This is a genomic window from Streptomyces sp. NPDC032940, assembly GCF_040636935.1.
GTDB lineage: Bacteria > Actinomycetota > Actinomycetes > Streptomycetales > Streptomycetaceae > Streptomyces.
In genome coordinates this window covers 13,417-27,387 of sequence record NZ_JBEZVJ010000028.1, presented here as the reverse complement: position 1 = coordinate 27,387, position 13,971 = coordinate 13,417, and the positions used below count along the sequence as shown (strand labels likewise).

The following is a 13,971-nucleotide window of genomic DNA, read 5'->3' as shown; positions in this document are numbered from 1 at the left end:
GCCGCTACCGCGCGGTCGTGAGCGTGACGTCCGCGGCGCGCACGTACGCGATCCGGTGACCGTACTGGATCTCGTAGTACCGGTCCTGGCCCCGCACCACCCGGTGCGACGCCTCGTCGAAGGTGACCGCGTAGTAGTACTCGCCGGGCACCTCGTCGCCCACCACGTACCTCTGCCCCTTCGGCAGCGTGTACGGCAGCGGTGACACGGCCTGGGCGGGGACGTCCGCCGGGTAGGCGGCCTTCTCCGGGTAGGCGCGCCCGTACACCGGGACGCTGTCCAGACCGGCGCGCGGGGTGATCAGCCGGCCCGAGGCCGGTACCGCGGCGGGGTCCTCCTTCGGATCGTGGAACCAGGCCTTCTGGCCCAGGTACCAGATGGCCGTCCAGTCACCCCACCGGCCGGCCACCGCGAACTGCTGGCCCGTGGAGACCCGCGAGGACAGGTCGTTCACCCCAGTCGTCGGGGCGGTGCCGAGCCCCACGTCCTTGACCAGGGGCGCGTTCACGTCGTGGTCGGTGTACAGCCGCACCTCGCTGGAACCGTGCGCCGCGCAGGGCACGCCGACGGTCTCGCAGCCGGTGTACACGGGGCGGTTCGTGTCGTAGTCGGGGCGGATCGTCACCAGCTGCGCCTTCTTGCCGGCGGTCGGCGTGACCGGCCGGCCCAGCAGCTGGAAGTAGTGCCGCCAGTCCCAGTACGGGCCCGGGTCGGTGTGCATGCCGGGGACCGTCGAGGCGGTCGGACCGGGCACGTTGTCGTGGCCCAGGATGTGCTGCCGGTCCAGCGGGATGTCGTAAGTCCGTGCCAGGTACTTCACCAGCCGCGCCGACGACCGGTACATCGCCTCCGTGTACCAGGCGTCCGGGTCCGCGAGGAAGCCCTCGTGCTCCAGGCCGACCGAATTGGCGTTGAGGTACCAGTTGCCCGCGTGCCAGGCCACGTCCTTCGCCTTCACGTGCTGGGCGATGTGGCCGTCGGTGGAGCGCAGGGTGTAGTTCCAGGAGACGTAGGTCGGGTCCTGCACCATGTTCAGGACACCGTTCCAGGTGCCCTCCGTGTCGTGCACGACGATGTACCGGATGCGCTGGGAGGCGGGACGGTTCCCCAGGTCGTGGTTGCCGTAGTCGCCGTCCCCGAACTCCTCGTACGGTGCAGGGACCCACTCGCAGGACACCGACGCCGGGCACTCGGTACCGGCGGCCGACGCGGCGCGCAGGCCGGTGTGCGCCAGCTGCGCGGTGTCGGGGGCCACACCGGGACGGGCGGCCAGCGTGACCCGCTGACCGGCGTCCGTGGTCCGCCGCTCACCGGCCCGGATCACCGCGTACACGTCGTCGGCGTAGGCCGCCGCCGTCGCCGAGTCGTCGGCGCCCGAGAAACGGGCCACCGCCCCGTACCAGTCCGCGGGGTCCTCGCTGAGCGGCTCGCCCAGCTCACGCTGCGCGGCGGCGAGCAGCGCGGCGCCGCCCTCCACGTTCGCGGCGGGGTCGGTGCGCAGCGCGGCCGGGCTCAGCCCGGTCAGCTCGGCCGCCCTCGGCAGCGTGGTCAGCCGGGCCGGCAGCTCGCTGCCCGCCGGGACATCCGCCTCACGCGCTTGCAGCGGGCCCCGGGCGTCGTCGCCGCGCGGGTCCTCCGCGCCCTCGGCGTGGTGCGAGGCCCCGGCCAGCGCGGTCCGTGCGTCGGTGAGGTGCATGGGCCCGTAGCCGCCGGTCACGCTCGGGGCACCGCCGTGCGTGTCCCAGCGGGACTGGAGATAGGAGACGCCGAGCAGCACCGACTGCGGCACCTGGTACTCGGCCGCCGCGGCGGCGAACGCCCGCTGGAGGCCGTCGGGGGCGGGCGGCGCGGCCGGTCCGGCGGCGGACGGTGCCGCGCCCAGCAGCGGCAGCAGCAGCGCCGCCGCGGCCAGGGCACCGGCCGTCGTACGGACGCGTCTGCCGCCGCGGGCGGGCTCGGGAACGGTGGCGGATCCTCGCAAAGCGGCCTCCTGTGACCGTCGGGCGTAGCGGGGCGTGCGGGACCGGGTGTGGGTCAGTCAGTGGTACCCGGCGGTCCGACGATCCGTCAATCATGCCGACACGGTGGCGATTTCCCACGTCAACAGGGCTCCGGCGAGTTTCGTGGCGGCGGCTCACGGGCCTGCGGGGCGTCAGTGGCGTACACCAATGGCCCCTCTCGCATCGCGCGGACACACAAAAGATCCGCGGTACGGCCCGTGTGGGGCGTACCGCGGATTCCCGTCCTCGTCAGCGCGTGCCGACCGCCGCGCGCACGGCGCGCCGGGCCATCTGGCAGTCCTCGTGCAACCGCCGCAGCAACAGCCGCTGCTCCTCCCCGGAGGGCACGGCTCCCGCGGGTGTCGCCGTCGGGGCCGCCTCGTGCATCGACCGCTGCACGGCCGTCTCGTACGTACGGATCTCCCGGGTCAGCACGAGCATCAGGTTCACCAGGAACGCGTCGCGCGCCGCGGGCCCCTGCGCCTGGGCGATCTGGCTGATCTGGCGGCGGGCCACGGGGGCGTCCGCGAGCACCGACCACAGCGTCGCCAGGTCGTAGCCGGGCAGATACCAGCCCGCGTGCTCCCAGTCCACCAGCACCGGACCGGCCGGTGACATCAGGATGTTGGACAGCAGCGCGTCACCGTGGCAGAACTGGCCCATGCCCTGGCGTCCGGAGGCGTGGGCGATGCCGTGCAGCAGCTTCTGCAGGTCGCCCAGGTCACGGTCGGTGAGCAGACCGAGCTCGTGGTACCGGGAGATCCGTGCCGCGTAGTCCAGCGGCGCGTCGAAGGTCCCGGCGGGCGGCCGCCAGGCGTTCAGCCGGCAGATCGCGCCCAGCGCCGCCCTGATGTCCGTCCGCGGCGGCGTCTCCAGCGGGTGCCGCTGCAGCGCCGCGGGGCGTCCCGGCATCCGCTCGATCACCAGCGTGCCGTTGTCCGGATCCGCCGCGATCAGCCTCGGCACCCGCACCGGGGGGCGGTGCCGGACGAACGCGCGGTATGCCCCTATCTCGTGCCGGATCCGCTCACCCCACGCGGGGGAGAGGTCCAGTAAACACTTGGCGACCGCCGTGCTGCGCCCGGTCGTGCCGACCAGGAGAACGGAGCGCCCGCTGCGCCGCAGCACCTGCACCGGGGAGAACTCCGGGCAGATCCGGTGCACGGCGGCGATCGCCGTGCGCAGCTGGGCGCCCTGGACGCCGGACAGGTCGATTCTTCCGCTGAGCGGTTGCGTGCCCGCTCCCGCGCCGTGCCGCGCCCTGCCTGCCCCGAGCACCGGGGCCGCCGGACGCGCGGGGGCGAGGTAGGGGCCGCCGCCCGCCGCCGGGCGGGGGTGGAGCGGTCGCTGCGGGGCGGACACGGAGGACGATGCTGCGTACATGGGCGAGACAGATCCCTTCGTGTGCCTGCTGTGCCTGTCTGGAGGCGGTGCCCGCTCGAGCGGGCGCGCCCTCCGAAAAGCCTTCGCGCTCCCCGGCCCGGCCGCCGGGGGCCACCCTGGGGAGTACCCCCGCGGCGACCGGGTCGAGGTGGCGCTTTCCTACCTGACACCCGGGCGCCCGTGGCACACCATCTGGCGCACCCTGGCGAACGGTGGCGAATAGTCGCCCGGCAACCCGCACCGGGCTACTGTCAACTCAGCCGAGAACCTGGGGGCTTGACGTGAGCGGAGAACCCAACACCCGTCTGTCGGACCTGTTCGGCCTGGCCGGCTGGTCCAAGGGCGAGCTCGCGAGGCTGGTCAACCGGCAGGCGGCGGCCATGGGCCACCCCCAGCTGTCGACCGACACCTCGCGGGTGCGGCGGTGGATCGACATGGGAGAGATCCCGCGCGATCCGGTGCCGCGGGTGCTGGCGGTTCTGTTCACCGAGCGTCTCGGCCGTGTCGTGACCATCGAGGACCTCGGTCTGGTCCGGCACGGGCGCGCGGGTAAACGGCAGGTCGGCGGGAGCGAGGAGCATCCCGACGGAGTGCCGTGGGCGCCCGAGCGGACTGCGGCGGTCCTCACCGAATTCACGGGAATGGACCTCATGCTCAACCGACGCGGCTTGGTGGGCGCGGGCGCCGCGCTCGCCGCGGGATCCGCACTCAGCAGCGCCATGTACGACTGGCTGCACACCGACCCCTCCCTCGCTGCCGACGCACCCCACTTCACCGATCCCCTGCACGCCGACCCCGCCGGGTACGACCGCTACGAGGCCGCCCCCATCGGGTCCCAGGAGATCGAGGAACTGGAGCGCTCGGTCGAGGTGTTCCGTGCCTGGGACGCCGCCCGTGGCGGCGGTCTCCAGCGCAAGGCGGTCGTGGGCCAGCTCAACGAGGTGGGCGGCATCCTCGCCTACCACCACCCACCCCACCTGCAGAGGCGCCTGTGGGGTGTGGCGGCCAACCTCGCCGTCCTCGCGGGCTGGATGTCGCACGACGTCGGCCTGGAGCCCACGGCCCAGAAGTACTTCGTCATCGCCGCCCATGCCGCGAGGGAGGGCGGCGACCGGCCCCGGGCCGGTGAGGCACTGTCCCGGGCGGCCCGTCAGATGGTGCACCTGGGCCGGCCCGACGACGCGCTGGACCTGATGAAGCTCGCCCAGTCCGGCTCCGGCGAGCAGGTGTTGCCCCGCACCGAGGCGATGTTCCACACCATCGAGGCCTGGGCGCAGGCCTCCATGGGCAAGGGCCAGGCGATGCGCCGGACCCTCGGCCGGGCGGAGGACCTCTTCGTCTCCGACAAGAGCGACGTGCCGCCGCCGAGCTGGATGCAGCTGTTCAACGAGGCGGACCTGTACGGCATGCAGGCGCTGGCCTACCGCACCCTCGCGGAGTTCGAGCCGGGGGCCGCCGCGCACGCGCAGCACTACGCCGACAAGGCGCTGGCGCTGCGGGTCGACGCGCAGGAGCGGTCGAAGATCTTCGACCACCTCTCCATGGCGTCCGCCTGCTTCATCGCCGACGACCCGGAGCAGGCGGCCGGGTACGCGCGGCTGGCGCTGGTGTCGATGGGCTCCAACTCCTCACGCCGCACCTGGGACCGGCTGCGCCAGATGTACCGGCTGACCGCCCAGTACGCCGGCTATCCGAAGATCCAGGAGCTCCGGGAGGAGATCGAACAGGCGCTGCCCAAGGGCAAGTCGCCCAAGGGCGGGGGAAGGGGCGGCGACACCGCCCAGGCGTAGGGGGCGGCGCGAGCGCTACGCCGTCACCCGGGCGACCAGCACACAGGCGTCGTCCTGTCGGCCGGCCGTGGCGAGCGCCTCCGTCACGAGCCGTACGCCGTCCCGCGCCGAGCGTGCCCCGGTCAGCCGGGGGGCCAGAGCGAGGAGGCCGTGCGCGGCCGTCGGCGCGGGTGTGCCGGTGTGCAGGAGCAGCACGTCGCCGGCCTCGAGCCTCGTCCCGGCACCCTCGTCCAGCTCACGCCCCGTCCCGTCGCGGAACAGCAGCGGAACGGGGCCGCGGGCGTGCGCCCAGGTGAGGGTGCGGGTGGCGGGGAGGTAGCCGCAGTACACGGCGTCGTGCACGGGCGGAAGGGCGGTGGACTCCAGTAACCCGGCGAGCCGGTCCGGCAGTTCGGCGGGCCGGGCACCCCCGGCCGCCAGGCCGCGCAGGGCGCCGATCACCAGGGCCGGCGCCGACGTCCCGTCGCCGTCCGCGCCGGCGAGGGCGCCCACGCTGAGCAGTGTCCCGTCGCCGGTCAGGGGGCATGCGTCGTACCAGGCGCCGCCGTGCGGCGCCGCCAGGTGGCCGGCGGCCAGGTCGAGGCCGGGCCGTCCCCGGTCCGGGAACCGCAGGAGGGCGTGCCAGGGCGGCGGCACGGCCTCCTGCGGTTCCACCGCAGCCCGCCGCTCGATGGCCGCGTCCCGCGGGTGACGGTGCAGCGAGTCACGGGTCTCGCTCACCACCCGCTGGCTGCGGCGCAGTTCGCTGACGTCCCGCAGCACCGCCCACATCGAGGCGGTGCTGCCGTCGGCGTCGAGCACGGGCTCGCCCATCATGTGCACGGTCCGTACGGTGCCGTCGGGGTGCACGACGCGGAACTCCCCGTCGATGGGGCGGGCGTCGACGAGACAGTCCGTGACCATCGCGGTGAGCTTCGACCGGTCCTCGGCGACCACCAGGGACGGCAGTTCGTCGAGGCTGAGGGGGGAGGCGGCCGGGTCGAGACCGAGGATCCGGAAGAGCTCGCCGGACCAGTCGGCCTCGTCGGTCAGCAGGTTCCACTCGGCGCTGCCGACCCGGCTGAGCAGCGAACCGGCCCGCGGTGCGGGGGCCGGGCCGTCCCGCAGCTGCGCCAAGTGCTCGTCCAGGTCCGTGAGCTGATGCAGCGCCAGGTCGTACAGGGCCCGCTGCCAGCGGCCTCGGGGACCGGCCGCGTCGTGCCGGGTGTCCCGCCGCACGGCGTCCACGTCGCCCCGGAGCCGCCGCGCCTGCGAGATCAGCGCTTCGACCGAGCCGCGTTCCGGCGGCTGGGCGGCGGGGCGGTCCGCGGAGAGGTGGGACGACATGACGCACTCCGATGTGCAGACGGTACGACCGAGGCGGATCCAGGGGGTGGCGGAAGGACCGTTACGACTCTTGCACAGCCCGCGACGCCCCGTAAGGGATTCGGCGACACACGATACGGTGGTGCTTCCGGCATATGCCAGCGTCTTCCCGGAGCGACTTCCGCGCGCCGATGACGTACGCCCGCGGCCGTCCAAGTCGTAGCGTTCCTACGCGACTTGGGGGCCACGGGCACCTCGGGGCGTCGTCGCCCGGATGTTCGTCGGACGCCTGTTCTAGGAAGGTGTGTGCAGTGCCGGGCGCGGGGCCGCCTCGACGGTGGTCCGCACCCCCGTCTCCAGTGCCCGCACGCCGGCTTCGGCGACCACGGAGGCGACGTAACCGTCCCAGGCGCTCGCACCGGTGACCCGCCCCCGCCGGGTGGCGTCGACCCACGCCTGCACCTCGCGGTCGTAGGCGTCCGCGAACCGCACGAGATAGTCCTGCGGCACCTCCTCGCGGGCGCCGCCCCCCGCCGTCACCACCATGGTGTGCGCCCCGCCGATCCGGGCGCTGCCCGCCTCGCAGACGGCCTCGCAGCGGACCTCGTAGCCGAAGCCGCAGTTGACGAAGACCTCCACGTCGACCAGCGCGCCCCGGTCGGTCTCGAACAGCACGAACTGCGGGTCGAGCAGCCCCTCGGGCGCGCCCGAGGACGGCCGGGGCCGCAGCACGCTCACCGCGGTCAGCTCCTGGCCCAGAAGCCAGCGGGCGGCGTCGATCTCGTGCGAGACGGAGCTGTTGACCAGCATCGCGGAGGTGAAGTGCGGCGGAGAGGACACATTGCGGTGCACGCAGTGCAGCATCAGCGGACGGCCCAGGCCGCCGCCGTCCAGGAGGGACTTCAGCCGCAGGTACTCGAGGTCGTGGCGCCGCATGAAACCGATCTGCGCCAGCCTGCGGCCGAGCCGCGCCTCCGCCTCCACCACACGCAGCGCGCCCGCGGAGCCGGGCACCATCGGCTTCTCGCACAGCACCGGCAGACCGCGGGCGAAGGCGGCCAGCAGGGCGTCCTCGTGGGCCTCACCGGGGGAGGCGATCAGCACGGCCTCGACACCGGGCGCGTCGAGCGCCGCCTCGGCCTCCGCGTGGACGCTCACCCCGTCGATCCCGGCCACGGCCTTACGCGCCCGTCCGGCGTCGGGATCCGCGACGGCGGCGACCCTGGCACCGCTCACCACCCTGTCGAGGCGCCGAATGTGATCGGCGCCCATGTGCCCCGCGCCCAGGACCGCCACGCCCAGAAGTCCGCTCACGCTCCGCCGCTCCTTCCCCGTCCGCCGTGCACCCGCCGGGCGGATGCGTGTACGGCGGACAGGGTTTCACGGTCGTCAGGACCGGCGGGGTGGCGGGCCTCAGTAGCGCAGCACCCCGGCGATGCCCTCCACGTCCTCGAGCACACCGTCCGGCACGAACCGGACGTCGGCGCCGGTCTCCAGGCACTGCTCGACGATCTCGTCCACGATGTCCTCGCGGGCGTCGAGGTCGCCGCTCTCCGCGGGCATCAGGTGTTCGCCGTCGTCCCGCATCGTCACCCTGAAGTTCTCCTCCACGGCGAGCAGCCGGACGCGCCCGGTGTGCGCGCTCTCCCACAGCTCGTCGACGCCGGCGGCGAAGTCCTTGCGCCCGCGGGCCGCATCCAGCTCCCTGGCGAGGGCCTCGACGGAGCCGCGCGCCTCGTCGTCGAGGACCGGCCGCACCGCCTGCCGCACGGCTTCCGCGGTGCTGTGCGCGAGGCCCCCGTGCGGGACGCACACGGCGTGCGCCGCGACCCCGCCGGCCTCCTCGAAGAGCGCCAGCGCGGCCTCCGAGCCGGTGATGTACAGCGGCCGGGGATGCGCGCGCAGCATCCTGTCCATCGCGGCGTCGGCCTCGCGGAGGAACTTACGGGTCTCCTCGTCGCGGAAGGCGCTCGGCGAGTCGCCGATCCGCTCCTGGCGCTCCGGGTCGAAGTTCGCCTCGGGCCGGTCCATCGGGAAGCCGCCGGTGCGCTCCTCGACGACGCGGTCCCCGCCGCCGTTCCACAGCGTGACGCGGTCCGCGGCGACCGACAGCACCCAGAACGGCCGCTCCGCGGCCTGCGCCGCGACGAGATTGCGGGTCAGGAAGGTGTCCGAGAGCACCACGCGCTCGGGCACGGAACGGGCCAGCGTCCAGACCTGGTGCTCACCGGGGGCGGCGAAGATCGCCAGACCGTCCTCGGCGTACGTGAGATCGACTTCGGCGAGGGCCCGGTCCAGCTCCCGGGCGACCTCGAGGCGCCGCTCCCGGGTGACGGCCGGATCCTCGTCCAGCTGCTTCTTGGCCTCGGCGACCATGTTGCGCAGCCGGACCGCGTCCTGGGCGTTGTCCGGTTCGCGACGGTGCGTCGGCGTCAGCACGGACACCGCCGGATACGGGCGGGGCCGTCGTAGCGCGGCAAGGGCTGCGGGACTCAGATCGTGCTCCATGTCAGCACCATAGAGCCCTCGGACGTATCGGGCATTCGGAGCAATCGGTGTACGCCCCGGGCGGCGCCGGTCCTACCCCCCGGCCGACGGCTCAGTCCTCCTGGTCCTCGGGGCCGCAGGAGCTGCCGTCGGGCGGCAGGGAGCCGTAGAGGAGGAAGTCGTCGATCTTGCGGTGCACGCAGTCGGAGGACGCGTAACCGGTGTGTCCCTCGCCCTTGTTGTCGAGCACCACCGCCGACGGACCGAGCCGGTCGGCCGTCTCCTCGGTCCAGCGGTACGGCGTCGCCGGATCGCCGCGGGTGCCGACCAGCAGCATCTTCGCGGTGCCGACGTTCTTCACGTCCTCGCGGATGTAGTCGGTGCCCTTGGGGCGGCCGTAGCACATCAGCACCTGGGTGAGCCGGTACCGTCCGAAGACCGGGGAGGCTTCCTCGTACTGCTCGCGCAGCCGGCCCAGGGACCGGGCGACCTGCTCGGCGCTCGGACGGTCGGGGTCGTCCGCGCAGTTGACGGCCATCAGGGCGGCCGGGGGGTTGTCCATGGGGACGTCCTCCTCGTCGGTGAGGCCGCCGCCGTCCGCGCGGCCCTTCCCGCGCACGGGGAAGGTGACGCCGCCGGACATGAAGCCCTCCAGGCCCCGGGTGTCGCCGTCCTCCAGCAGCTGGGCGAGCGCGCGCTCCAGCAAGGGCCACAGCTCCCGGCTGTAGAGCGCCTGCCCGATCGCGCCCGCCATGTCCTGCCCGGAGAACGCCTCGCCGAAGGCCGACGGCACCGGGTCCGCGTCGAGCGAGCCGACGAGCTGGACGACCTGGCGCCGGGCGTCCCGGGCGTCCTGCCCGAACGGGCAGGCGATGTCCTCGACGCACCAGCCGAGGAAGTTCTCCAGCGCGGTCTGCTGCCCCCGCGCGGCGGCCAGCCCCTGTTCGGCCAGCGGCTCCGTCAGCGTGTCCACGCCGTCCAGGGCCACCCGGCCCACCTTGTCGGGGAACTGCGCGGCGTAGACCGAGCCCAGTCGCGTGCCGTAGGAGAAACCCAGGTAATTGAGCCGGTCGTCGCCGAGCGCCGCGCGCATCACGTCCATGTCCCGGGAGGCGTTCACCGTGCCGATGTGCGGCAGCACGGGGCCCGAGTGCTTCGCGCACTCCGCGGCCGCGTCGCGCAACTTGCGGAGCACCGACCGCGGGTCGCCGGTCCCCTCGTCACCGTCCGTCGCGTCGATGATCTTTCCGATGGCGGGCCCGCAGGTGACGGGGGAGGACCGGCCGACGCCTCGGGGGTCGAACGTCACCACGTCGTAGCCGTTGGTCAGGTGCATGAACTCCTTGCCGCCGGCGGCGAGTTCGCTGACACCCGAACCTCCGGGGCCGCCGAAGTTCAGCAGCACCGAGCCCCGCGCCTGACCGGTCGCCCGGTACCGGGCGAGCGCCAGGTCGAGGGTCCCGCCTTCGGGCCGGCCGTAGTCGAGGGGGACGGTGACCTTCCCGCACTGCAGGTCCTTCGGCATCTCCATACCCTCGCACGCCGACCATCTGATCTTCTGGTCGTAGAACCGGGCCAGTGCGGGTTCCCCGGCCTGCGCGGTCGCGGCGGGCAGCCCCGCGCCCAGCAGCGCCAGGCCGAGCGTCCCGGTGACCGCGCGGCGCCGGACCGACGGCCGTATCGACAGCTTGGCCAGCATCGATGCCTCCCGGGACGCCCCGTCGCGGACCGGTCGTCGGCGTCCTCGCTCACCATAAACGGGCCTCGCACCCGGCGCCTCCGGGCGCTTTCGGCGGTCGCGCGCGGGACTGTGCGGACGTGCGGACACCGCGCCGTTCGTTCGACAAACCGCCCACTCGATGGAGTGAAAGGCCGATAAGCCATAACTCGGATCGTGCGCCCGCGTTTTAACCGGTGCGGGCGAGCGCCCGCGACATTGTCTGGAAGGCAGGGAACCTCATGCGAAGGGTCACCCGAAACGGTCTGTTCGCTGTCGCCGCGTCCGGCGCGCTCGCCGTGACGATGCCGGCGTACGCGGCGTTCGCGTCCGACGGCGCCGTCGCGGAAGGCTCCACGGCCGGTTCGCCCGGAGTGGTCTCCGGCAACACCGTCCAGGTACCGGTGGACGTCCCGGTGAACGTGTGCGGGAACACGCTGAACGTGGTCGGGCTCCTCAACCCGGCGGTGGGCAACGCGTGCGCCAACACCGGCACGGGCGCCTCGGCGCAGGAGAAGGCGGAGACCCCGTCGGGCACCTCCGCCGGCGGTGCCGTCGCCGAGGGTGGGACGAAGGGCTCGCCGGGCGTGCTCTCCGGCAACGGCGTACAGCTGCCGGTCCATGTCCCGGTGAATGTCAGCGGCAACAGCGTGAACGTCGTGGGCATCGGCAACCCGGCCGTCGGCAACGAGTCGGTGAACACCTCCGACGAGCGTCCCGCGGAGCCGCAAAGCCCGCGGAAGCCGGCTGCCCCGGTGGAGCGCGCACAGCCCGAGCCGGCCCCGCGCACGGTGGCGCCGCAGGCGGTGGAGACCCTCGCGCACACGGGCGCGGACGCCACCGTGCCCGCCCTCGCGGGCGGCGCCGCGCTCGTCCTCGGCGGAGCGGTCCTCTACCGCCGCTTCCGTCCGGGAGCCACGGGCTGACCAGGGGCGGGCGTCCGTCCCGGTTCCCCGCCGGCGGGGTGTGCCACGGCGCCCGTCCCGTCCGGCTCAGCGGGCCGTGCTCCCTTCCTCCGGCTCTCCGGCCCCTGACACTCCGCACCCCCGGCGCACGGTCGCGCCGGGGGTGCCGTGCGCTTCAGGCACTCCGGCCGTGGAACCGGTGGTGCAGCGCCCGCACCTCCTCCGCCAGTCCGGGCACGGGCCCCTCGACCGCGACGCCCGGAGCCACCTCCCCGACCGGCAGCGCCCGGACCGGTGCCGCGGGCACCCCCAGTTCCGCCAGCCAGGTGCCGAGCTGCTCCGACGAGGCGACGTACACGATGCGGCCAAGACCCACCCAGGCGTGCGCCGCGGCACACATCGGGCAGTGCTCGCCGGACGTGTACACGGTGGCCGCGGCGCGTTCCTCGGGGGTGAGGCGGGCGGCGGACCAGCGCGCCAGCTCGAACTCCGGGTGCCGGGTGCGGTCACCGGACGCCACCCGGTTGCGGTCCTCGGCCAGCACCGTGCCGTCCGCGCTCACCAGCACCGACCCGAACGGCTCGTCCCCGGCGTCCAGCGCCTCGGCCGCCAGCTCCACGCAGCGGCGCAGATGTCCCAGTTCGGCGTCCTTCACGACCATGACGTACGGCCCTTCTCGCGATGTGCTCCTCACCGGGCACCTTACGTCCCGTGCACTCCTCGGCCCTTGCTAGGGCTGGTCACTGGAGTTAGAGTCTCTAACAGAAGCGAGTGGCAGTAGCGCGCGTATGCCCCTCCTCATCGCAGCGACCGAACAGAGACAAGGGGAGCGCCATGTCCGCCACACACACCGTCCTGGGATCCGGCCCCGCCGGCACCGCGCTCGCCCGTGAACTGGTGCACCGGGGGCACCGCCCCGTACGGCTGGTCGACCGCAGCGGTGGTGGCCCCGCACTCGACGGCGTCGAGCGGTTCGCCGCCGACGTGAGCACCGCCGACGGCGCCCTGGCCGCCGTGGGGGACGCGTCCGTCGTGTACCACTGCGTCAACGTCGGCTACCACCTCCAGGTCGAGGTGATGCCCCGCATACAGGAAGCGGTCCTCTCCGCGGCCGAGGCCGCCGGAGCCCGCCTGGTCGTGCTCGACACGCTCTACCCGTACGGCGAGACCGGGGGAGCGGTGATGACCGAGGACAGCCCCTGGCGGGCGACCAGCCGCAAGGGCCGGATGCGCGCCGGACTCGACGAGCGCTACCTCGGCGCCCACCGCGCCGGGCGTGCCCGTGTGACCCTCGGCCGCTCCGCCGACTTCGTCGGCCCCCGCGTGCTCAACTCCTCGCTCGGCGCGGCCGTGTTCCCCGGCGCACTCACCGGCGGGGAGGTCGTCGGGTTCGGCGACATCGACCTGCCGCACAGCTACACCGCCATCCAGGACGTGGCCGGCGGCCTGGCGACGCTCGGGGAACGGCCGGAGGGCGACGGGCGCGTCTGGCACCTGCCCACCGCGCCCGCCGTCAGCACCCGCGAGATCCACACGATGATCGAGAAGCGCGTCGGCCGGTCGCTGGAGGTCGTGATCCTCGAAGAGGCCCTTCCCTTCGGGCCGTTCGACGAGCGCTTCATGGCCGAGTACGCGGAGATGTTCTACCAGCACACGGAGCCGCAGATCATGGACTCCTCCGCCTTCGAGCGCGCCTTCGGCGTGGCACCGACACCGCTCGAGGACACGGTGGACGCCACGCTGGCCTGGTACGGGGAGTGGCTCGCGAGCCGATGACCGCGAGCGTCCGGACACGCCCGGTCGCGGGCGGACGCGGTTCGGCCCGCTGTGGACGGACGCGGCCGGAACCGTACGCAACGGCGGCGCGCCGGTTCCGGCGCGCCGCGTCGCTCCCCGGCCCGTCCTTCCGTCCGGGCCTTGCGGATCTACGGCCGTGGGGTGCTCCTCGCGGCCGTGCCGGCGCAGACCGCGCCCAGGACCACGGCCAGAGCGCCGATGACGATGTTGTTCCAGATGACGCCGGCGTCCGGGCTCGAGCCGACGATCCACGGAGAGATGATCATCCACACGCCCATGGCGCACATGGCCCAGCTGAGGCCGTACATGCGCTCGGGGGCCCGGGTGAACCCGAGGGCGAGCAGGCCGATCGCGATGCCGATGATCAGGTTGTGGGCGACGAGCGCGGGCTGACTCGTGGTGAAGTGGACAATCCACGGGGACACGGCACAGTACAGACCGAGCAGGAACACCGGCCCGTCCATGAGTGCCACATCGCGGCCACCGAGCACGCGGGCGTAGCGCGCCTGCATCTCCGGTGCGTCGGGGTGGCTGGTGATGTCACCTCTGGGGTGCGAGACGTTTGCCATGAGTCGTCTCCTTCGACT

The 13,971-nt window shown here is 73.4% G+C and carries 11 protein-coding genes; 3 read left to right on the top strand and 8 right to left on the bottom strand.

Annotated features, from left to right (window positions below):
• Positions 1–4: 4 nt before the first annotated feature.
• Together AB0E77_RS27310 and AB0E77_RS27305 are read right to left on the bottom strand one after the other, a co-directional pair.
• Positions 5–1,981, bottom strand: coding sequence for an N-acetylmuramoyl-L-alanine amidase (locus AB0E77_RS27310; protein ID WP_361575291.1), 1,977 nt, complete (start codon positions 1,979–1,981; stop codon positions 5–7).
• Between the two features lie 268 nt (positions 1,982–2,249).
• On the bottom strand, positions 2,250–3,383 hold the full coding sequence (locus AB0E77_RS27305; protein WP_361575288.1) for an aminoglycoside phosphotransferase family protein: 1,134 nt from the start codon (positions 3,381–3,383) through the stop codon (positions 2,250–2,252).
• Positions 3,384–3,664: 281 nt separating this feature from the next.
• On the opposite strand from AB0E77_RS27305, the gene AB0E77_RS27300 reads away from it, so the two are divergent.
• Positions 3,665–5,173 (top strand): hypothetical protein, encoded by a 1,509-nt coding sequence (locus tag AB0E77_RS27300; RefSeq protein ID WP_361575285.1) that lies wholly within the window; start codon positions 3,665–3,667, stop codon positions 5,171–5,173.
• Positions 5,174–5,188: 15 nt separating this feature from the next.
• Here the strand turns inward: AB0E77_RS27300 and AB0E77_RS27295 are convergent, their stop codons facing one another.
• The 4 genes from AB0E77_RS27295 to AB0E77_RS27280 form a co-directional block, all read right to left on the bottom strand.
• Entirely contained in the window at positions 5,189–6,499 is a 1,311-nt protein-coding gene (locus tag AB0E77_RS27295) for a PAS domain-containing protein (protein ID WP_361575282.1), read from the bottom strand.
• A 273-nt stretch (positions 6,500–6,772) separates the two neighbouring features.
• Positions 6,773–7,792: a Gfo/Idh/MocA family oxidoreductase gene (locus AB0E77_RS27290; protein ID WP_361575279.1), complete on the bottom strand. Its 1,020-nt coding sequence runs from the start codon at positions 7,790–7,792 to the stop codon at positions 6,773–6,775.
• Between the two features lie 99 nt (positions 7,793–7,891).
• A complete protein-coding gene (locus AB0E77_RS27285; protein WP_361575276.1) occupies positions 7,892–8,986 on the bottom strand; it encodes a chemotaxis protein in 1,095 nt (364 codons plus the stop codon).
• Between the two features lie 91 nt (positions 8,987–9,077).
• Positions 9,078–10,664: an alpha/beta hydrolase gene (locus AB0E77_RS27280; protein ID WP_361575273.1), complete on the bottom strand. Its 1,587-nt coding sequence runs from the start codon at positions 10,662–10,664 to the stop codon at positions 9,078–9,080.
• 260 nt (positions 10,665–10,924) lie between these two features.
• Here AB0E77_RS27280 and AB0E77_RS27275 point away from each other — a divergent pair, with 260 nt between their 5' ends.
• A complete protein-coding gene (locus AB0E77_RS27275) occupies positions 10,925–11,608 on the top strand; it encodes a chaplin (RefSeq protein WP_361575270.1) in 684 nt (227 codons plus the stop codon).
• 154 nt (positions 11,609–11,762) lie between these two features.
• Here AB0E77_RS27275 and AB0E77_RS27270 read toward each other — a convergent pair whose 3' ends face one another.
• Complete coding sequence (locus AB0E77_RS27270) at positions 11,763–12,248, bottom strand: nucleoside deaminase (protein ID WP_361575511.1); 486 nt, start codon at positions 12,246–12,248, stop codon at positions 11,763–11,765.
• A gap of 173 nt (positions 12,249–12,421) precedes the next feature.
• On the opposite strand from AB0E77_RS27270, the gene AB0E77_RS27265 reads away from it, so the two are divergent.
• Positions 12,422–13,363: an epimerase gene (locus AB0E77_RS27265; RefSeq protein ID WP_361575267.1), complete on the top strand. Its 942-nt coding sequence runs from the start codon at positions 12,422–12,424 to the stop codon at positions 13,361–13,363.
• Positions 13,364–13,512: 149 nt separating this feature from the next.
• Here AB0E77_RS27265 and AB0E77_RS27260 read toward each other — a convergent pair whose 3' ends face one another.
• The gene (locus AB0E77_RS27260; protein ID WP_361575264.1) at positions 13,513–13,953 is read right to left on the bottom strand and encodes an SPW repeat protein; all 441 of its coding nucleotides are present in this window, start codon (positions 13,951–13,953) and stop codon (positions 13,513–13,515) included.
• Between the last annotated feature and the right edge of the window lie 18 nt (positions 13,954–13,971).